This window comes from Actinokineospora baliensis (assembly GCF_016907695.1).
Lineage (GTDB): Bacteria > Actinomycetota > Actinomycetes > Mycobacteriales > Pseudonocardiaceae > Actinokineospora > Actinokineospora baliensis.
This window is the reverse complement of the sequence record NZ_JAFBCK010000001.1, coordinates 5,692,537-5,713,452: the sequence shown is the minus strand read 5'-3', so window position 1 is coordinate 5,713,452 and position 20,916 is coordinate 5,692,537. Positions and strand designations below refer to the sequence as shown.

Genomic DNA, 20,916 nt, shown 5'->3' with positions numbered 1-20,916 from the left:
AACCGTGGAAGATCCGATCGCGGTCGTGGGGGTCGGCTGCCGGTTCGCCGGTGGCGTCGCCTCGGCCGACGAGTTGTGGGAGGCGGTGGCCGCCGGTGCCGACCTGGTCACCGGGCCGCCGACCGACCGGGGCTGGGACCTCACCGGCCTCACCGGCGGCGGGTTCCTCCGGCACGCGCTGGACTTCGACGCCGCGCTGTTCGGGGTGAGCCCGCGCGCGGCGCTGGGGATGGACCCGCAACAGCGGGTGCTGCTGGAGGTGTGCTGGTCGGCTTTCGAAGACGCGGGCATCGCACCGGGTGGGCGGGTCGGCGTGTTCGTCGGTGTGGCGCACCACGACCACGCGACCCGGCTGCGCGAGGTGCCCCCGGAGGTCGCCGGGCACCTCGGGCTGGGCAGCGCCACCAGCGTGCTGTCCGGCCGGGTCGCGCACACCTTCGGGCTCACCGGACCCGCGATGACCGTCGACACGGCCTGTTCGTCGTCGCTGGTGGCGCTGCACCTGGCTGTGCGGTCGTTGCGCGGCGGTGAGTCGGAGTTGGCGTTGGCGGGCGGGGTGACGGTGATGTCGACGACGACCACGTTCACCGAGTTCGCCCGCTTGGGCGCGTTGTCGGCGGACGGGCGGTGCCGGGCTTTCGGTGCCGGGGCCGACGGGTTCGGCCCGTCGGAGGGCGCGGGCGTGCTGGTGCTGGAGCGGTTGTCCAGGGCCAAGCGCCTCGGTCATCGGGTGCTCGCGCTCGTGCGCGGCAGCGCGGTGAACTCCGATGGGGCTTCTGGTTGGCTTACTGCGCCGAACAGCACCGCGCAGACCGAGGTCATCACCGAGGCCCTCGCCGACGCTGACCTTGATCCGTCCGATGTGGACGCTGTCGAGGCGCACGGAACCGGGACGAAGCTGGGTGATCCGGTGGAGGTGCGGGCTCTGGTCGCTGCCTACGGGACGGGCCGGGATCGGCCGCTGTGGTTGGGCTCGGTGAAGTCGAACATCGGGCACACCCAGGCCGCCGCAGGTGTCGCAGGCGTGATCAAGGCGGTCGCTTCGCTGCGTCGTGGCGTGCTGCCAAGGACGCTGCACGTTGATGAGCTGTGTGGCGGCGTCGCGTGGGGACCGGTGTCAGTGCTGCGGGAGTCCGTGGCCTGGCCGGACACGGGGCATCCCCGCCGCGTAGGGGTGTCGGCGTTCGGGATCAGCGGGACCAATGCCCATGTGGTTCTGGAGCAAGCGCCCTCGACTCGCTCGCGCGCACCGCGGACGGATCGTGGCCTGGGTGTGGTGGGCTCAACAGTTCCGTTGCTGCTCTCCGCGGCGTCGGCGGAATCCTTACGCGTGCGGGCAGGCCAGCTCGCGGAAACCTTGACCAGTGTTGGTGGTAGTGCCACGTCGCTTTCACGCGGGGTGACGTTGGGGCACCGTGCTGTAGTGCTCGCGGACTCGATCGAGTCCGCAGTGGACGACCTGGCGTCCTTAGCCGGTCCGGGAGTTGTTTCCGGCCCGGGGGATGTTGGGCGCGGTCGCGCAGGCGTCGTGCTGGTGTTCGGCGGTCAGGGCTCGGAGTGGGTGGGCATGGGGGAGGAGCTGCTTGACGCTTCCCGTGTGTTCGCCGACAGGATGGCCGAGTGCGCTGACGAGCTGTCGCCCATGGTCGGCTGGGATGTCCGTGACGTGTTGTCCGACCCGGACGCGTTGCGGCGAGTCGATGTCGTGCAACCCGCGCTGTTCGCGGTGATGGTCTCGCTGGCCGCGTTGTGGCAGGCGTGCGGGGTACGCGTGGACGCGGTCGCGGGGCAGTCGCAGGGTGAGGTGGCCGCTGCTTGTGTCGCGGGGGCGTTGTCCCTCGCCGACGCGGCGCGCGTGGTCGTGGCCCGATCTCGGCTGGTCGCCGGGCTCTCGGGTGGCGCGATGGCGTGGGTCCACGCTCCTTGGTCGTGGGTGCATGCCTCGGTCCACGATCGGGAGTGCGCACCTGACGGGTGCGCGGAGTCCGGTTTGTGGTTGGCGGCGGTCAACGCACCGGAGTCTGTCGTCGTGTCCGGTTCGCCATCGGTCATCGAGGAACTGTTGGTGCACTGCGATCTGCACGGCGTGCGTGCGGGCCGCACCCCCATCGGCTACGCCTCGCACAGCCCGTACGTGGACGGCGTCGAGACCGAGCTGCTGGAGCTGCTGCGGGACATCACCCCGAGGACACCGCACATCCCGATGATCTCCACTGTCACCGGGCGCGAGGTAGAGGCTCTTGACCCGACCTATTGGTACCGCAACCTCCGTGCCCCCGTTCGCCTCGACCGAGCCATCTCCGCCCTGCTCGACCGCGGCCACAACAAGTTCGTCGACTGCAGCCCGCACCCGATCCTCACCTCAGCCCTGCACCAGAACCTCTACGGGACCGGGCCACATGCCGTGGTACCCAGCATCCAGCGCGACGACGGCTCTCCGGAGCGTCTACTCAGGAATCTGGCTGTGGCCCACGTCCACGGCATCGGCGTCGACTGGCCCGCGCTGCTCGCGGACCTGCCCGACGATCCCGCACCCGTACCCGGCTACCCGTTCGCTCGAACGCGGTACTGGATTCCGACCGAAAGGCGGGCCAGGGGTGCGCTGCTGACCCCGCAGTGGCACAAGGTCGCACGAGTTCCAGCGGACGTGACCTGGCTGCACGATCTGACCAGTGCGACGCCAAAGGGCCTTCTCGCCATTGAGGTCTCGTCCTACGAGACCACATCCGCGCTGCGCGAGGTATCGGACTTCCTTGCCCGGTGGCGGACCGACCCGGGGTGGAAGAGCGCCCGGCCAGTGATCGTCACGCGCGGCGATTCACCGGACGACCCGGCATGCGCCGCCGTGTGGGGCTACGTGCGCTCGGCGCAACTGGCGCACCCGGACCAGATCCGGTTGATCCACCTCGCAACCGACGACTCCGTGGAGACAGCCGCGGGTAGCGGCTACCAGGTGCTGGTCCGCCCCGACGGTGTGTACGAGCCGCGATTGGTTCCGGTTGAGGGGACCGTTCAGGCACCAAGCCTCGGCGCGGGCACGGTCTTGGTCGCCGGTGGCAACGACGAGGTCCGTTCGCTGTTCACCCGTGCCATGGTCGACCTGGGTGCCAAGGTCGTCCTCGTCCTCGGCGATCCACTGCCGGATCTGGCCGACCTCCCCGCTGTGCAGTTCACCGACTTGGACATCCCGCGCGCGGTGGCGGAGGCTTATCCCCTGGCTGGTGTCGTCTATGCCGGTGATCGGTACGACGAGGCGTTGGCGCTGCACGAACTCGCAGGCGACGTCGCGGTGTTCGTGCTGTCCGGTTCGGTGACCGGCGTGCTCGGCGGACCGGGCGCGGTTCCCGCGGCCGCGTTCGACGCCTTGGCTCGCAGGCGTGCCGCCAGGGGCCTGCCTGCCCTGTCGTTGGCCTGGGCGCCGGATGAGGACGGTCACCTCGGCGTCGCCAGGTTGTCCACTGAGGACAAGCTGGTTCTGGTCGCGGCCGCTCTGCGGGCCGGTGAACCGGTCCAGGTCGCGGTCGAGCTGGACACCGCCGCGTTGCGGGTCTGGCCGACGGTACCGGTCCCGTTGCGGCACATGGTCCCGAGCGAGGGGGCCGAAGTGCGTGCCGAGAACCTGCTGGACCTGGTATTGGGTCACGTCGCGGCCGTCCTGGGGCACCGGGGTCCCGTGCAGGCGGGAACGCCTTTGCGTGACCTCGGGTTCGACTCGCTCACCGCTGTGGAGCTGCGCAACCGGCTCAGCGTCGCGACCGGAGTCGCGTTGCCGCCAACGCTCGTGTTCGACCATCCCACCCCCGCTGCCGTGGCCGACTGCCTCCGCGCGGAACTCGCTTAGCCGAACGGTTCGGAGGAACCATGCGTACAACCAGGTGGCCCCGGCTGGCCGCCGTCGCCGCGGTCGTGGCCGGTGTGGTGCTCAGCGGCACCCACCTCACACATGCCGCGGCCGCGGAGCCCACACTCCTCGGATCCCGCTCGGTCACCCTGCTGACCGGCGACCGGGTGGAGGTCGATGCCCTGGGGCACCGGACGATCCACCCAGGGCCCAACCGTGAGAAGGCGTCCTTCTCCTACTACGAGAAGGACGGGCACCACTTCATCGTGCCGGTCGACGCATTGCGATCACTGGCCGACGACCGGCTTGACGAACGCCTCTTCGACATCGACGCCCTTCTCGAGGCGGGATACGACGGTTCCGACGTTCCGGTGATCGTCACCTACCGGCCGGGGCTCGCCCCGGTGCAGCCCGTGGGGGCGGCGAAGCTGCCCGCTGTCAACGGGTTCGCGGTCGCTGCCCGCCCGGATGGCGCGGTGTGGCGCAGCTTGGATAGCCCGGGCGTGCGCAAGATCTGGCTCGACGGGGTGCGCAAACCGCAGCTGGACAAGAGCGCCGCCCAGATCGGTGCGCCGGTCGCCTGGCAGGCCGGGTACACCGGCACCGGGGTCAAGGTCGCCGTGCTCGACAGCGGAATCGACAAGAAGCACCCCGACCTGGCGACGCGGGTCGTGCAGGCGCGCACGTTCTCCGACGCACCGGACGGGCTCGACCGGATCGGGCACGGCACCCACATCGCGTCGATCATCGCCGGTACCGGCGCCAAGTACCGCGGGATCGCCTCCGGTGCGCAGCTGCTGGACGGGAAGGTGTTCGACGATAGCGGTTCCGCCAGGGACTCGTGGATCATCGCGGGGATGCAGTGGGCGGCGGAGTCGGGCGCCAAGGTGGTCAACCTGAGCTTGGCCGCACCCGACCAGACCGACCCCGACCCGCTGGAGGACGCGGTCAACACGCTGTCGGCGCAGCACGGCACGCTGTTCGTGGTGTCGGCGGGCAACTCCGGTCCCACCGGCGGGACGGTCGGCTCGCCCGGCAGCGCGGACGCGGCGCTCACCGTTGGCGCCGTGGACCGGACCGACAAGATCCTCTCGTTCTCCAGCCGTGGACCGCGGGTTGGCGACGGTGCCGTCAAACCGGATATCACCGCGCCCGGGATGGCCATTGTCGCCGCCCGGTCGTCGGATTCGCCCGGCGACGGGCCGTATGTCGCCGACTTCGGCACCTCCATGGCGGCCGCGCACGTGTCGGGTGCCGCCGCGGTGCTCGCCCAGCAGCACCCGGACTGGTCGGGCGAACGGCTCAAGGACGTGCTCATGGCCAGCGCCAAACCCGGTGCTGGACAGACGATCTTCCAGGAGGGAACCGGTCGGGTCGATGTGGCGGCGGCGATCGGTCAGACGCTGTCCTCCGAACCCGCCTCGGTGCACCTGGGCATCCAGAAGTTGCCTGACAACGAAGGGAGCGCGTTCTCGCGCACCGTCACCTACCGCAACACCGGGGTGACCGAGTCGACGCTGGACCTGAAGACGGTGCTGATCGCGCCGGACGGGAAACCGGTCACCATGCTGACCGTGTCGCCTGCTCGGCTCACGATCCCTGCGGGCGGTACCGCGACCGCGACCTACACGATCACGCCGCCCACTGGTGCGGCGCAGGGGATCTACGGCGGGGTGGTGCTGGCCGGTTCGATGCGCACGCCGGTCGTGTTCGTCCGCTCGGAGCAGACCTACGAGGTGAAAGTGCGGCAAATCGGGCTCGATGGATCACCGGCCATCGCCGGGTACGCGCGGATCGTGTCGAAGGCGGCGGGTGCCCGCCAGTACCAGGTTCCCGCGACCGGCCGGATCCGGTTGCCGAAGGGGGAGTACTCGGTTGACGCGCTGCTGGTCGGGGACAACCTGAACTGGCTGTTCCAGCCGTCGCTCACGGTGTCGGGCAACATGGAGGTGGTTGTCGACTACCGGTTGACCAAGCCGCTGAGCATCAGGCCACCGGCCCGCGCGACCAGCCGGTTCGCGGATGTCACTCTGTCCTATGGCGACTACCAGACAGGTATAGCGGGAACCGACATCACCAGAACGACCACCGGTACGGCAGGTCCTCGGGTTCCTGGCGATGCCGTGACCACGAAGGTCCACACGCAGTGGGTCGCGGACAACGGTGACTTCTACGGCCTGGCCTACTTCGGCCGCGGTGGCCTGCCGGACGGCATGGTGAAACGACCGTCCAAACGCGACCTCGCCCACGTCCGCGCCAACCTCAACACGACAACCCCCGGCAGTATCGGTGCTCGGGCCGCGGCGCCGTACCCGGTGGTGGGTGAAGTCCTCGATTCCAGTCCTGGCTATGACGTCGCGGCCCTGCCGCGGGTGCGGGATGAGTACTACACGACATCGTCGGACGGGGCGTTGTGGAACTCACTGCTGGCCCAGCTCTCCCCGGCTGGTGTGCTGGAGGCGACCTCGCTGAGCCCGCTTCGGGCCTACCGGGCGGGCCACGACTACACCGAAACCTTCAACCGGGGTGTCTTCGGACCGGTCTTCCCGCCACTGCCCAAGAACCAGTCGTTCGTCAGCCGGGCCGGGGACACGGTGCGAGCCGCCATGTCCCTCTACGGAGACGCCAACGGCAACGCGGGCGACGTGACCCTCGCCAGCCGCACCACAACGCTCTACCGCGACGGCACCAAGATCGGCGAGTCCACGGACTTGACCGGGCCCGCGATGTTCCCCGTCCCCGCGGAGGCCGGTAAGTACCAACTCGTCACCGAGGCGACCCGGGCGCCGGGCGTGCCACTTTCCACCCGGATCACGGCTTCGTGGACCTTCCAGTCGACGCACGCCGAGACCCCCGCCGCCATCCCGGTGTCGACCATCCGCTTCACACCTCGACTCGACGACAACAACTCCGCCGCCAAGGGACGCTTGTTCGTGGTCCCGGTTTCCCTGCAAGCACAGGGCAGCACGGCGACTCGACCGCTATCGGGAGCAGTCGACGTGTCCTACGACAGCGGGAAGACCTGGCAGAAAGCCCCCGTCCTCGGCGGCGCCGCCATCCTGTGCCACCCGCCAACGGCGGGCACGGTCTCCCTGCGCGCCAGGACAGCCGACCGATCGGTGGAACTGACCATCATCGACGCCTACACACTCCACTAGCGGGGGGGTACCCGGCTGCCGTGCCGGGTACGGGCACAGATGTTCGAGAGATCGGCCGCGGAGTCTGAGGTTGTGGAGAAGATCACCGCGGGCTCCCGGGCCCCTCCTCCGGGTAGGACACCACCGCCCCATCCGCCACCCCGTTGACCGTGGGGGTTGGATGGGGCGGTGGCGGAGAGCAAGGGTGGGGTGCGGGGGCAGCTGGGGTTGCTTCTCGGCGCCAAGGCCGTGTCGGATGTTGGGTACGCGTTGGACTTCGTGTGCCTGTCGATCTTCGTGTGGGAGGCGACGCGGTCTACGTTGGCTACGGGGGTTGTTAGCGTGGCCCTGTACGCGGGGCAGATCCTCGGGGGGAGGCTGGGGCACGCGTACGGGGCGAGGTGGGACCGCCGGAGCGTGATGATCGTCGCGGACCTGGTGCGGATGGCGGTGCTCCTCACCCTGGCCGTGGCGCCGGGGCAGGTGCAGCTCTACGTCGCGGTGTTCCTGGTGGGCGTGGGGCGGTCGGTGTTCGAGGGGACGTTGAGCGCGGCGACGCCGGTGTTGGCGGGGGAGCGGGCGCAGTTCGTCAACAGTGTATTGGCGGGCATCAAGGGGATCGGGTTCATGGCGGGCATGAGCCTGTCCGCGGTCGCCGTGCCGGTGATCGGGTTCCAGGGGGTGTTCGCCCTCGACGCCGCCAGCTACGCGTTGTCCGCGCTGGTGCTGCTCGCCATCCGGGTCCCGTTCCGCGACGGCGCGCCGGTCGAGGCCGCCGACAGCAAGAAGCTGCTCTGGCCGCTGGTCGTGGCCGCCGGGTTGGTGCCGCTGTTCGTGGTCCGCTGCCTGGACGCGTTCGGCAGTTCGTCGCAGCACGTCGGCATCCCCGTGCTGGGCAGCCAGCTGAACCCGGACGCGCCGACCACGGCGGCGGGGCTGATCTGGGGGGTGTGGGCGGCGGGCCTGCTCGCCGCCGGGTTCGTGTTCCGGCCGCTGGCGACGAAGGTCATCGCGCACGCCCCCGGAGTGGTGTTCTGCCTGGCCACGGTCCTGATGTCACTCGGTTTCATCGGGATCTTCTGGTTCGACGACTGGCCGCTGCGGTTGGCCAGCGCCGCCGTGGCCGGGATCGGCGACGCGTTCAGCGAGGTCGCCTTCAAGCAGGCCGTGCAGCGGCTGCCCGACCAGCAGCGCGGCCCCGCGTTCGGCCTGTCGCAGGTCGTGGTCAACAGCGGGTTCATGGCCGGATTGGTCGCCACCAGCCTCCTGCTGACCCCCGACTTCGTGCCCGAATGGGTCTTGCTGCTGCACGGTGTCCCGATGCTGGTCGCGATCGCGGCAATCGCCAAGGTGCGTGCCAGGTGAGCGCCTACCTCGACTACGCGGGTATGGGCAGGCTGCGCCCCCGGGCCACCGCCGCCATGCGGGCCGCGCTCGACATCCTGCCCCACGGCAGCGCCGAGGTCGGCCAGATCTTCCCCGCCCGCCGCCGCGCCCGCGCGCTGGCCGCCGAGCTGCTGGACTGCTCGACCGACGAGATCGCCTTCGTCACCAGCACGTCGGCCGGTCTGCACCTGGTCGCCGACGGTCTCGACTGGCGCCCAGGTGACGAGGTCGTCGTGTTCGACCGGGACTTCCCGGCCAACGTCCACCCGTGGCGGGCGCACGACGTGCGGCTGGTGTGGGTGCCGATGCGCGACGGCGGGTACCGGATGGAGGACGTCGCCGCGGCGATCGGACCAGCGACCCGGCTGGTCGCGGTCAGCCACGTCAACTTCGCGACCGGTTTCCGGATCGATCTCGACGCGGTGTGCGCCCTCGCGCACCGGGTCGGCGCGCTGGTCAGCGTCGACGCCGTGCAGAGCCTCGGCGTGCTGCCGCTGTCGATGACCGACACCCCGGTCGACTTCCTCGCCGCGGGCGCGCACAAGTGGCTCTGCGGTCCGGGTGGCACCGGGATCGCCTTCCTCCGCCGCGACCACCTGCCGGACCTGCGATTACCCGGCGGGTGGTTCGGGTTCGAGGGCGCCAACGACATGCTCAACAAGGGCGCCGGTCACTTCCGCTACGACCTGTCACCGCTGCCGACCGCCGCGCGGGCCGAGGGCGGCATGTACAACCTGCTCGGCATGGTGGGTCTGGCCGAGACCCTGGCCGAACTGTCCGAAGTGGGCATCTCGGCGATCGCCGACCGGGTGCGCCATTTGACACAGCGGCTGTGCGACGGACTGCGCAGCGCGGGCTGCGCCATTTCCGCGAGCACCGAGGGCGACGACTGGTCCGGGATCATCGGGTTCACCCACCCGGCAAGGGAATCCGTCGAGCTCGCGCGGGAGCTGGTGGCCGCCGGATACCACGTGTCGCACCCCGACGGGTTGGTCCGAGTGGCCCCGCACCACTGGACCGAAGAGACCGAGGTGGACTCGTTCCTGGCCGAGATCACCCTTCGTATTCGTTGACAGCAACGGTGTTGCGTGCCTGTTGCGGCATTGTTGACGATGCTCTTGTTCGGCCGCGACACCGCTTGCTATGTTCCGATCAACCGGTCCCCCCGAACGAAGGAGCTCCGAAATGGCCTACGAGACTTGGGAATCCCTCACCGACGAGGTCGAGATCAGCACCGGCGCGGCGGACTGCTGGGTCTGCCTGATGGACGCCTGATCCACGCAACCGGCGAACCCCGCGGCCCTTCCGCCGCGGGGTTCGCCTCCTTCCGCTGAGAGGAGCCCCGAGTCGATGGACCGCTGGGAACTGGCGCACGGCCGCACCGGGGCGAACGCGCCGAGCTGGCTCACCTTCGAGGTCCACCGGCCCTACCTCGACGGCGCCGACTCGCCGCTGACCGTGGTGCACGCCAGGGGAAGCCTGCTGGCGGCCCGCCGGTTCGAGCGGCGCGAGCCCACCGCCCTGCGCTTCGGCATGACCATGCCCGCCAGCTACCGGTCGCTGCTGGACGAGGAGTCGCGGCTGGGCCCGTACCGGGTGGCCGACCCCGCTGGGCTCGACCCGGCGCTCGCGTCGCCCACCTGGCTGCGGATGGCCTCGGCGTTCTCGCGGCGGACCGAGTTGGACGAGGTGGACCGCGCGGGCTTGGCGCAGTGGCTGCTGGCTGTGTGCTTGCCGGGTGCTGTGCTCGACGTTGTGCCCCGGGACCTCGGTGAAGAGGAATGCGCAGACCCCGTGCGCGCGGTCGGGCAATGGGCTCGGGCGAATGCCTTGTTCGCTGTAGAAGGCCTTTCGGATCGAACCCGAGCGGCCTATTCACCGCTTGTGGAGAACCCGGCCTCGACAGTGGCCCACGCCCAGGCATGCGCCGCGTGGGGATATCTCGTCACCCGCCACGCCGAGGACGACTCCATCGCGCCGGTGCACTTCGCGCGCGCCGAGGAGGTCCTCAAAGGACTCGAACTCGCCGATTTCGACCGCTCGCTCCTGGAGGCCCGGCTCCTCCTGCGCCGGGTGATGCACGCGGAGCGGCAACAGGCTTTCGACCACGCTTGGGAACTGCTCGACGAAGCCGCTGAACTCGTGCGCCCGCCCGCCGATGCCGACGAAGAGGCGCTGGTCGTGGAGATGCGGCGCCGGATCGCGGACCGGCGGGTCGACATCGCCGTGCGCCGCGGTGATGCGGCGGCGGAGGAGCTCTGGGTCGCAGAGGCGTTGGCGCTCGACCCGTATGACGTGAAGGCCCGCATGCAGGCGGCACAGGCGGCCGAACGGCGCGGGGACAACGACGCCGCACTCGCGGGATATCTGGAGACGGCTCGCTTGGGTCCGTTCGGGACGGCGTTCGCGCTCCTCGCCGCCGTCCGCTGCGCTACGGCCCTGGGCCACGACGAGTTCGCGCGCGTGCTGGCCGAACGCGCACACCGCACAGCGCCCCGGTCCGCGCGCACTCGGGAAACCCTTGCGGAACTGTCCGATCCGCCGCTGGCCGACATGGTGCGCTCGCCCGCGGAAAAGGGGTACGAGCACAACTGGCACTACCGGATGTACGCGGCGTACTTCAACCTCGGCACCTCCCAGTCGCCTTGTCTCTACGCGTCGTTGCCCACGTGGGCGTACGAGTTCGCCGAGTCGGGCGCGCCGCCGGAGGTCAACTGGCAGCGGCTGATGCCGCCCGCGTTCCGGGCGAACCTGGTGCGGGAGTCCGGTCTGGTCGAGTTCGCGGTCCGCCACCCCGCCGACCTCCCCGAGTCGCTGCGGACACCCGCGTGGGACCAGTTGTGCACGTGGATCGAGGAGTTCCCCGAAGCCGATGCCGAACGGCAGTACCTGACCGCGATCGTGCTGTTCCGGCTGGGTTTCGGCTCGCTGGTGCTCGACCTGCTGCCCGCGCGTCCGGTCAACCCGTCGATGACGGTGGCTGAGCTGCGGTTGCGGCACTGGCGGGACGTGGTGGGCTACGTGGGGTCGGTGGGATCGGCCGCAGTGGCCGAACCGACAGCGTCGTTCGAGGTCGCCGACCACCCGGCCTGCCCGACGCACCTGCGGTTCGTGATCTCGGTGTTCGCGGTGATCTACCACGCGCGCGAGACCAAGTCGCTGGAGGCCGCTGAGCTGTGGCGGTCGAAGGCGCAGGAAAGCCTGGACCTGTTGTTGACCGGCGACACCTACACGCCGTTCGAGAAGGCGATGATGGAGAGCCGTTTCTATCGCAGCGTCACGTATGTGCCGTTCATGCGGCGGGACCGGGCTCAGCTCGAGCGGGAGATGGACCGGGCTGAGGAGCTGGCGCGGTCGATGCCGTTCCAGACCCCGTACGAGGAGTTCCTGGCGCGGGAGAACCTGCGGGCGTGCCTGGAGAGCCGGTCGAAGGAGGCGTTCGGGTTCGGCGAACACGAGCGCGGCAGGCAGTTGGTCGAGGAGGTGCTGACCATCGACCCGTACGAGCCCAAGACGCACATGGAGTTGGCTGAGGTGCTGCTGGCCGAGGGGCGGGAACGTGAGGCGGGGGAGGCGTACCTGCGCACAGCCCGCCTCGGCCCGATCGGGACCGCACGGGGGTACGCCTTGGCTGGGGAGTGCTTCGACCGGGCCGGGTTGCCGGTGCTGGCGGAGGACTGCTTCGTCCAGGCGTTGCGGGTGGACCCGCACGCCGTGTCGGCGGCGCGGGGGTGGGCTCGGGTGGCCAGTGGCGCGCTGACGGAGGTGGCCGGGGAGTACACTCGCGGTCTGGAGTCTTGGGGTGCGGAGCGTCGGGCGCGATGATCGAGTGGGTTGTTGGTCCGTCTACTGCGGACACGGTGGTGTCGCCCGCATTCTCGAACCGGGTGGCTGAGGGTGTTCCCGCCGACTTCCTCGCCGCGGTGGGGTTCTCGGGTGCGGTGGGACAGGTGGTGCAGATACCTGGACGGGTCCTTTATGGACTTGGTGATTCTGGGGGCTTGGACGCTGACGCCGTTCGATACGCGGCAGGTGAGCTGGCTCGGTCGGTGCGCGGCCATCGACACCTGGCGGCTGAGGTTCCGGCTGGGTTCGCGGGAGCGTTCGTCGAGGGGTTCACGCTGGGCGGGTACCGGTTCACCCGGTACCAGAGCGACCCGGGTGCGGTGGGCGTCGAGCGGGTCGACCTGATCGACTCGGATGACGTCGAGCAGGCGCGGGTGGTCGCTGACGCGGTGAACCTGGCCCGTGATCTGGTGGCCGAACCGGGTGATGTGCTGACGCCGCGGGCGTTCGCCGATCGCGCGGTGGCTTTGGCTTCTGGGCTCGAGTGCGAGGTGTGGGACGAAGACCGCATCGCGGCTGAACGCCTGGGTGGACTGCTCGGGGTGGCTCGTGGGTCCCGCAACCCACCCCGGTTGCTCCGGCTGCGGTACAAGCCGGGTTCGGGGGCGCCCATCGCCCTGGTCGGCAAGGGTGTCACGTTCGACGCGGGCGGGATCTCGCTCAAACCGACCGCGCAGATGATCGACATGAAGGCCGACATGGCTGGCGCCGCAACGGTTCTCGGCGTCATGTCCGCCCTGTCCGCGCTCGAGTGCCCGAACCCGGTCGACGCCTGGCTACCCCTCACCGAGAACATGGCCACCGTCGACCCCATCCGCATCGGCGACATCCTCCGGATCCGCAACGGCACCACCGTCGAGATCCGCAACGCCGACGCCGAGGGCCGTCTCATCCTCGCCGACGCCTTGGTGTTGGCCGCCGAAACCGAACCAGCCGCGATAATCGACGTCGCTACGCTCACCGACGCTGCCGCCATCGCTCTCGGTCGCCAGATCACCCCGGTTGTTACCAACCACCAGCCGTTGTCTGATGATCTGCTCGCTGCGGCCGCCCGCGCGGGGGAGCCGTTCTGGCCCATGCCGCTGCCCGCCCGATACCGTCCCCTCCTGGCATCGACAACGGCCGACCTCGTCAACTACACCACCGGCCTCCGCCACGGCACCGCCCTGATGGCCGCCCTCTTCCTCAACCACTTCGTCCCGAACGCCACACCGTGGGCCCACCTCGACATCCAAGGCACCGCCCTCGCCGACCAGCCCTACGGCGAACACCCCGCGGGCCCAACCGGCGTGGCCGTCCGCACCCTCCTGGAGTACGTCCGCCACGCGTGAGGTGGAGGGTCAGGAAGAGCAGTCGCGCTGGTGTGCGGGGGTTTGAGGTGGCGTGGCGCCACATGATGGCGTGAGGGGCTCAGACGGGCACGCCCGGGAGAAGTCCCGGTCGTGGTGGTGTGAGCCGCGTTCCAAGGGCGATCGTGGCAGTGTCCGCTGCCGTGTGTGTTGGGTGCGGCGCTGGTGACGAAAGGTTCAGCAGGGGCAGTCTGCCGTGGTCTGGGAGCGGCGTTCGAGGAGCACGGTGTCGCGCCAGGTTCCGTGGTGTTGGGCTATGCGTTCGCGGACGCCCACGGTGCGGAAGCCCGCGGAGTGGTGCAGGGAGATGCTGGCGCGGTTCTCGGGGAAGATGCTGGTTTGCAGGGTCCAGATCCCGGCCTCGTCGGCGGCGGTGACTTGCTTGTGCAGCAGTGCTTTGCCGACGCCTTGGCCTCGGTGGGATTCGGCTACGTAGACCGAGGTTTCGGCGACGCCCGCGTAGCAGTCGCGTGTGGACACCGGGGTGGCGGCGGCCCAGCCCGCGACGACGCCGTCGCGCACAGCTGTCCAGCGGTGGTCGGGTAGCCACTTGGTGTCGAGGGTGCGGCGGGTAGGGGTTTCGGTTTCGAAGGTGGCGTTGCCGGTGGCGATGCCCTCGGTGTAGATGCGGCGCACGTCCGGCCAGTCGGCGTCGGTCATGGGGCGGACGGTGACCCCTGTCGGGAGGTCGGTGGGGCAGCAGGGGCGGGTGACGATGGTGCCCATGACGGCGTCGGCGGCGTGGGGGAGGCCGGTGCAGCAGGCGGGGTTGATCGACACCAGGGTGGCGGTGCCCTCCTTGCGGAGGCGGACGAACCCGACGTCGGCGAGTTTGCGGACGTGGTGCGACGCGGTGGGCTGGGTGATGCCGACCGCCTCGGCCAGGGCGCCGACGGTGATCTCACCGGGGCCGACGGCGACGGTGTGCAGCAGGGTGACGCGGGTGGGGTCGGCCAGGCTGGCGAACCACTGGGCGTAGGTCCGCGCGTCCTGGTCGTGGATACCGGTGGAGGTCACCAGCTCAGTGTATAGACCGCCGTCGATGGTTGCATTCATCGACGGTGCTCGATACTGTCCCGGCAGCTTCAATAGACGATCCTCGATGGAGGTAGGGCGAGATGAACGAGTTGCCGGTGGTCGTGGTCGGTGCGGGGCCGGTGGGGTTGGCCGCCGCGGCGCACCTGGTGGAACGGGGGTTGCCCGTGCTGGTGCTGGAGGCCGGACCGGTGGCGGGCGCGGCGGTGGCGCAGTGGAACCACGTGCGGTTGTTCTCGAGCTGGTCGGAGCTGGTGGACCCGGCTGCCCGACGGCTGCTGGCCGCACGGGGCTGGGTGCCGCCGGAGGGGTATCCAACGGGGGCGGAGTGGGCGGCGGGGTACCTCGCGCCGCTGGCCGCCGCGCTCGGCAACCGGGTGCGGTTCGGCGCCAGGGTGACCGGGGTCGCGCGGCGCGGCCGGGACCGGGTGGTCGACGCCGGACGGGACACCGAGCCGCTGACGGTGCATGTCGGCGAGGAGCGGATCACCGCCCGCGCGGTCATCGACGCGTCCGGCACCTGGGGGACGCCGAACCCCCTCGGTGGCGATGGTCTGCCCGCGATCGGGGAGCGAGCGGCGGGTGAGCGGATCAGCTATCGGGTCCCGGACCTGGCGAGCGAGGCGGAGCGGTACGCGGGCAAGCGGATCGTGGTCGCGGGCAGTGGCCACTCTGCGTTGACCGCGCTGGTCGCTCTCGCGGGGTTGGCGGAGCGGCACCCGGGTACGCACATCACCTGGCTGTTGCGCCGGGGCGCGGCGGTGTTCGGTGGTGGGGACGCTGACCAGCTCCCCGCTCGGGGTGCGCTCGGGCTCAAGGCGCTCGCGGCCGTCCGGGCCGGTCACGTCGAGGTCGTCACCGGGTTCCGCACCGAGTCGGTCGAGCGGGATGGCGACCGGATCGTGCTGGTCTCCCGAGCTGGGCGGCTGGACCCCGTGGACGAGGTCGTGGTGCTGACCGGTTTCCGCCCCGACCTGTCCTGGCTCTCCGAGGTCCGCCTCGACCTCGACCCGGTGCTGGGGGCGCCGACCGCGCTGGCGCCGCTGATCGACCCGAACGCCCACTCCTGCGGCACGGTCTACCCCCATGGTGCCGCCGAGCTCCGCCACCCCGAACCCGGCGTCTACCTCGTCGGGATGAAGAGCTACGGCCGCGCCCCCACCTTCCTGGCGATGACCGGCCACGAACAGGTCCGCAGCGTCGTCGCCGAGATCGCCGGAGACCACGCCGCCGCCGCGAAGGTCGAGCTGACCTTGCCGGACACCGGCGTGTGCGGCGGCTCGGGCGTGTTCGACGCACCGGATGCCGACCAGGGTGGTGGGTGCTGCGGCGCACCGGTGGCCGGGGAAGGCCGCTCGATCGAATTTGATTCAGTCAGAGCTGTATAGTTGCTCCCATGGTGACCTGTGAGACGCGAGAAGAAGCGTTGGCGCGGGTGGGTAGGGCGCTGGCCGACCCGACGAGGTGCCGGATCCTGGTCAAGCTGCTCGAGGGGGTCAGTTACCCGGCCCAGCTCGCTGAGCACCTGGGACTCACCCGGTCCAACGTGTCCAACCACCTGTCCTGCTTACGCGGCTGCGGCCTGGTCGTGGCCACTTATGAAGGGCGGCAGGTCCGCTACGCGCTCGCCGACGAGCACTTGGCGCGGGCGCTGGGCGAGTTGGCGCAGGTGGTGCTTGCCGTCGACACCGGGCGTCCGTGTCTCAACGACGGGGTGATCCAGTGAGTGCTGAACCCGGTCGCGCTGCGACGTCCGTGTGTTCAGACGGGTGTTGTGCTGCGGTTGACGACGGCAAGCGGGCGGTGTTGACGCGGCGGGTGCGGGGGTTGGTGGCCGCGACGATCGCTTACAACGTGGTGGAGGCGGTTGTCGCGCTTTCGGCGGGGGCTGTGGCGTCGTCTACGGCGTTGCTCGGGTTTGGGTTGGACTCGATCATCGAGGTGGCTTCCGCGGCGGCGGTGGCATGGCAGTTCTCCGGCGCCGATCCCCGGGCACGGGAGCGGACGGCGTTGAAGGTCATCGCGGTGTCGTTCTTCGCTTTGGCCGCTTATGTCACCGTCGAGTCCGGGCGCGCGCTGTTCGGCGGCGACACCGCGGACCACTCGACTGTGGGGATCGTGTTGGCTGCGGTGTCGTTGGTGGTGATGCCGTTCCTGTCCACCGCGCAGCGCCGGGCCGGGCGGGCACTGGGGTCGGCGAGTGCGGTGGCGGACTCCAAGCAGACCTTGCTGTGCACCTACTTGTCCGGGGTCTTGCTGGTCGGGTTGCTGCTCAACTCGCTGTTCGGCTGGTACTGGGCCGATCCGGTTGTCGGGTTGGTCATCGCCGCTGTGGCGGTCAAGGAGGGCCGGGACGCGTGGCGGGGGCGCCACTGCTGCTGATCTCGGCGATCAGGGACTCGACCAGCGCCTTGATCTCGTCGCGGATCGGGCGTACCGCGTCGATGCCCTGGCCCGCGGGGTCGGGGAGCTTCCAGTCCAGGTAGCGCTTGCCGGGGAAGACCGGGCAGGCGTCGCCGCAGCCCATGGTGATGCAGATGTCGGAGGCCGCTACCGCGTCGTGGGTGAGGACCTTGGGGGTCTCGACGGCGATGTCGATGCCCACCTCCCGCATCGCCGCCACCACCGCCGGGTTGACCTCGTCGGCGGGGGTGGAGCCCGCGGAACGGACTTCGACGTCCTCGCCAGCCAGGTGCGCCAGCCAGGCGGCGGCCATCTGGGAGCGGCCTGCGTTGTGAACGCAGACGAACAGCACGCTTGTGGGCATGGCGATCCTAGTGTTCGTGTTGCGGCGCAACCGGGTAGAGCAGGCGTAGTAGCGGCACGGCGATCACTGCGGCGACGAGCTGTGCGGTGATGTAAGCGGGTGCGGAAGAGGGGGCGATACCGGCGAAGCTGTCGCTGAGGGTGCGGCCTAGCGTGATCGCGGGGTTGGCGAAGCTGGTCGAGCTGGTGAACCAGTAGGCCGCACCGATATAGGCACCGACCGCCGCTGCGGACTTGTCGGCGCGGTTGGTGCGGGCGAGGGAGAAGATCACCAGCAGCAGGCCGAGGGTGGCGACGACCTCGGAGAGGGCGTGCGGCCAGGTGGCACGGTCGGTCGTGGCGATGCTGATCGGAGCCGCATCAAACATGGTGTTGGCCACGACCGCGCCTGACGCGCACCCGATCACCTGTGCGGGGACGTACCGGAAGAAGTGCCGCCACGGCAGGTTCCCGAACACAGCGTCCACAAGCGACACAACGGGGTTGAAGTGGGCGCCGCTGACCGGGCCGAAGACGAGGATCAGCGCGAACAGCCCAACCGCGGTGGCGGCGGCGTTCTCCAGCAGTTGGAGGCCGATGTCGTTGGGGGACAGGTGTTGCGCGGCGATACCGGAGCCGATCACCACGGCGGCGAGCAGCAGGCTGCCGACGAACTCCGCGACCAGTGCGCGCGTCATCGCGGGGTGTGGACGGCCGGGACCAGGCGGTCGACCCGGTTGGCGAGGTCCTGGAAAGCGGTGTCGAACGCCGCGGGGGTGTTCGCCGCGGCGGGGTCGGGGACTGACCAGTGCAACCGGTCGGTGAGTGGGAGTTCCTCGTGGGCGTTGTCGCACACGGCCACCACCAGGTCGTCGGGCCGAACGACCTCGTCGACGTGATGGGTACGGGCGTTGGCCAGCGACAGCCCGTGCGCTTTGGCCGTGGTGGCCGCTAGGGGGTGGATCCGCTCTGCAGGCCGGGTACCCGCCGACGCCGACGGCACGGCACCGCGCTCGGCCCACAAGGCCGCCGCCAGTTGCGAACGCGCCGAGTTCCGCGAACACACGAACACCACCCGCCGCGCCTGCCGCGCCCCCAACGGCACCAGCCCGGCCAGCGCGGCGGGCCGCAACCGGAGGTAGGTCCGACGGGCATCGCCCTCCGACCTGGACCGCTCCGTCAGGCCCGCCTGGTCGAGCAGCTTGAGGTGATGGGTGAGCAGATTGCTCGGCAACCCCAACTCCCGCCCCAACTCCCCGGGCGACGCGTCACCCAGCAGCAGCCGGTCCACGACCGCCAACCGGGCGGGCTCGCCCAACGCGGCGTGCAGCCGCGCCCGCGCCACCAGCTCGGAAGACCACTCAGTGTTCATTGAGTCAATGATGACTGAGTGAATGGCTCGGTGTCAAAGCCCTATGGCACTCGCGCTTGGCGGCCGGGCTCGGAGACCGCTTGGTGTTCTTGAGCCCTTCAGGCGGAGTGGCCAGCGGTGTCAATGCCGGGCGGTCAGGCCGGGGTGAGGGCCTGGCAGCGGGCCAGGGCCTCGGCGATGTCCTCGTCCTCGGGGTCGGCTTCGTGGGCCGCGACCAGGTCGGCGATCGCCAGGGCGGGGCGGTTGGCGGACTCGTGGAGGAAGGCGCGGTTGAAGCGCAGCGCCGGGTCGTCGGGGGTGAGGGTGAGGGCGGTGTTGAGGTCGGCCAAAGCCTGGTCGGGGTCGCCCAGGGCGTGGGTGGTGGCGGCGCGGCCTGCCAGGGCGGGGATGAGGGTGGGGTCGATGGCCAGGGCGTGGTCGAAGGCGGCCTTGGCCTGGAAGTGCTCCTCCAGGGTGCTGTGGATCTGGCCCAGGACGGCGTGGAGGTGGGCGTTGTCCGGGGAGTGGCGCAGTCCCTCCTCGGCGTCGGCGCGGGCGGCGGTCAGGTCACCGGCGTCGAGGTAGAGGCCCGCGCGGTTCACCAAGGCGTCGACCATGTCGGGTTCTAGGGTGAGGGCGTAGGTGAGGCCTGCCAGGGCGGCCTCGTCGTCGCCTTGGCGCAGGAGGAGTTCGGCGCGGTTGTACTGGGCCTCGGGGAACGGGGGGCCGAGGCGGATGGCGGTCTCGTAGTCGGCCAGGGCTTCGTCGGTGCGACCCAGGCGCTGGTTGAGGTTGCCGCGGTCGAAGTGGTAGTCGGGGTAGTTGGGGTCGCGGGAGATGACGTCGTCGTAGCAGGCCAGGGCCTCCTCCAGGCGGCCGAGACCGGTGAGCACCTGTGCCCGGTTGTGCACCAGGACCGACCGGTGCAGGGCGTGCTCGTCCGCGCCGAGTTGGGCGTCCATCTCCGCGATGCCTTCGGCCACCAACCGCAACGCCTCGTGCGGATTGCCCAGGTGCGCCTCGACGAGGGCGAGGCCGTTGCGCTGGAACACGGTGTGGAACACGCGCTCGGTGCCGGTGTAGCACAACCGCGCCAGGGCGACGGCTTGGTTCATCAAACCCTTGGCGCGTACGTGATCCCGGTCGGCCTCGGCGTGGTGGCGGGTGTAGAGCATCCCGACCGCGTAGCAGGCTTGCAGGTGGACGCCCGGGTCCTGGGTGGCGGCGAGGATCTCGGCGTAGAGCGCTTCGGCCTCGTGCGGGCGGTTGAGCGCGGCCAGTGAGGTGGTCATCTTGGTGGTGAAGACCCACCAGCGGGCCAGGTCGGAGATGTCGACGACGGCTCGGCCGCGCTGTCCCAACTCGACAGTCGCGTGGTAGTAGCCCATGTCCAGGCAGTGGTTCAGCGCTTGCGCCAATGCGTCGGCACCGGTGACGGCCGGGTCGGAGCCGTGTTCGCGGTGGTAGGCGATCGCACCGAGAGTCAGCGAGAACTCTCCGAGCGACGCCAGACCCTCAGCTCGCCGGTCGTGCAGCGCAGCGCGCTCCGCAGGCGTTAGCCGCTCGTAGGCGGCCATCGTTGCGGGGTCGTCTGACAGGCAATCCGCCGCGACGTACCGCTCAACGTCTATATCGGACCTGCGTGGTGGAGTCGTCACCTGTCGAAAAGTGGTGTGTTCGGCCAAGTCCGCGGCGAGCGGTTCGCCGGGCGTCTCCCCGGTGTCGCACACGACGACGGTCAACTCGGCGGGATCGGTGCGGCGCAGGAGAGCTGACAGGAACTCGAGATCGGTTCGGTCCGCCTCGGCGACGAGCACGACCAGCGACCTGGGGCCGGAGCTCGCCAGGTGCGCGTGCAGGAACTCGACGATCCCGTGCGCCATCCGCTGCGTGCGCACCCGCGAGTAGAACCTGGTGCGCTCCTTGGGGACGGCGAGCGAGGTGAGGGTTTCCCGGGCGCCGTCGACGGTCTCGCGCAGTTCCGGCGCCGCCGAGAACAGCTCGATCTCGTGCCTGCGCACCAGGTTCGGATCGGCCTGCGGGACGATGGCCCGCAGCACGGTACCCGTTGCCGTGTATGGGCCGCGCAGGCGGCGGTGCGCGTCCACGGGGTCGGTCAGCGCAGGCGGCAGAGCCGGGAGGTGCGTGGCGAGCAGGCCGGGCAGGTCGGCGGGCTCGACCCGGCGCGAGAGCCGGACCCACTGGTGGCGAGGAGCGGACATCGTG

General features: G+C 70.1%; 13 protein-coding genes and 1 pseudogene. 9 read left to right on the top strand and 5 right to left on the bottom strand.

Features of this window, described 5'->3' with window-relative positions; all coding sequences use genetic code 11:
* Positions 1–4 precede the first annotated feature (4 nt).
* From JOD54_RS35775 to JOD54_RS25485, 6 genes and pseudogenes are all read left to right on the top strand, one after another.
* Positions 5–3,841, top strand: a pseudogene (locus JOD54_RS35775) (type I polyketide synthase); the annotation flags it as partial.
* 20 nt (positions 3,842–3,861) lie between these two features.
* Positions 3,862–6,999: a S8 family serine peptidase gene (locus JOD54_RS25505; RefSeq protein WP_204453903.1), complete on the top strand. Its 3,138-nt coding sequence runs from the start codon at positions 3,862–3,864 to the stop codon at positions 6,997–6,999.
* Between the two features lie 168 nt (positions 7,000–7,167).
* On the top strand, positions 7,168–8,343 hold the full coding sequence (locus JOD54_RS25500; protein ID WP_204453900.1) for an MFS transporter: 1,176 nt from the start codon (positions 7,168–7,170) through the stop codon (positions 8,341–8,343).
* Complete coding sequence (locus tag JOD54_RS25495; RefSeq protein ID WP_204453898.1) at positions 8,340–9,437, top strand: aminotransferase class V-fold PLP-dependent enzyme; 1,098 nt, start codon at positions 8,340–8,342, stop codon at positions 9,435–9,437. Before JOD54_RS25500 ends, JOD54_RS25495 begins: the two co-directional genes overlap by 4 nt.
* Before the next feature lie 277 nt (positions 9,438–9,714).
* Positions 9,715–12,189, top strand: a complete 2,475-nt coding sequence (locus tag JOD54_RS35315) for a tetratricopeptide repeat protein (protein ID WP_204453896.1) — start codon at positions 9,715–9,717, stop codon at positions 12,187–12,189.
* A gap of 62 nt (positions 12,190–12,251) precedes the next feature.
* The gene (locus tag JOD54_RS25485; protein WP_204453894.1) at positions 12,252–13,541 is read left to right on the top strand and encodes a leucyl aminopeptidase; all 1,290 of its coding nucleotides are present in this window, start codon (positions 12,252–12,254) and stop codon (positions 13,539–13,541) included.
* Between the two features lie 195 nt (positions 13,542–13,736).
* Here the strand turns inward: JOD54_RS25485 and JOD54_RS25480 are convergent, their stop codons facing one another.
* A complete protein-coding gene (locus JOD54_RS25480) occupies positions 13,737–14,615 on the bottom strand; it encodes a helix-turn-helix domain-containing GNAT family N-acetyltransferase (protein ID WP_204453892.1) in 879 nt (292 codons plus the stop codon).
* Between the two features lie 62 nt (positions 14,616–14,677).
* Here JOD54_RS25480 and JOD54_RS25475 point away from each other — a divergent pair, with 62 nt between their 5' ends.
* From JOD54_RS25475 to JOD54_RS25465, 3 genes are read left to right on the top strand one after another with little or no spacing between them, the layout of a single operon-like run.
* Entirely contained in the window at positions 14,678–15,982 is a 1,305-nt protein-coding gene (locus JOD54_RS25475; protein WP_204453889.1) for an FAD-dependent oxidoreductase, read from the top strand.
* 8 nt (positions 15,983–15,990) lie between these two features.
* Positions 15,991–16,320, top strand: a complete 330-nt coding sequence (cmtR, locus tag JOD54_RS25470) for a Cd(II)/Pb(II)-sensing metalloregulatory transcriptional regulator CmtR (protein WP_204453887.1) — start codon at positions 15,991–15,993, stop codon at positions 16,318–16,320.
* Positions 16,317–16,976, top strand: a complete 660-nt coding sequence (locus tag JOD54_RS25465) for a cation efflux transmembrane domain-containing protein (RefSeq protein ID WP_204453885.1) — start codon at positions 16,317–16,319, stop codon at positions 16,974–16,976. Before cmtR ends, JOD54_RS25465 begins: the two co-directional genes overlap by 4 nt.
* On the opposite strand, the gene JOD54_RS25460 is transcribed toward JOD54_RS25465, so the two are convergent.
* The 4 genes from JOD54_RS25460 to JOD54_RS25445 all read right to left on the bottom strand — a co-directional run bounded on the left by JOD54_RS25460 (position 16,933) and on the right by JOD54_RS25445 (position 20,912).
* Entirely contained in the window at positions 16,933–17,361 is a 429-nt protein-coding gene (locus tag JOD54_RS25460; protein ID WP_204453883.1) for an arsenate reductase ArsC, read from the bottom strand. The two genes, JOD54_RS25465 and JOD54_RS25460, sit on opposite strands and share 44 nt — an antisense overlap.
* A 7-nt stretch (positions 17,362–17,368) precedes the next feature.
* Positions 17,369–18,037, bottom strand: a complete 669-nt coding sequence (locus JOD54_RS25455; RefSeq protein ID WP_204453881.1) for an aquaporin — start codon at positions 18,035–18,037, stop codon at positions 17,369–17,371.
* Positions 18,034–18,711, bottom strand: a complete 678-nt coding sequence (locus JOD54_RS25450; RefSeq protein ID WP_204453878.1) for an arsenate reductase/protein-tyrosine-phosphatase family protein — start codon at positions 18,709–18,711, stop codon at positions 18,034–18,036. Before JOD54_RS25450 ends, JOD54_RS25455 begins: the two co-directional genes overlap by 4 nt.
* Positions 18,712–18,845: 134 nt before the next feature.
* Positions 18,846–20,912, bottom strand: coding sequence for a tetratricopeptide repeat protein (locus JOD54_RS25445; RefSeq protein WP_204453876.1), 2,067 nt, complete (start codon positions 20,910–20,912; stop codon positions 18,846–18,848).
* Positions 20,913–20,916: the final 4 nt, after the last annotated feature.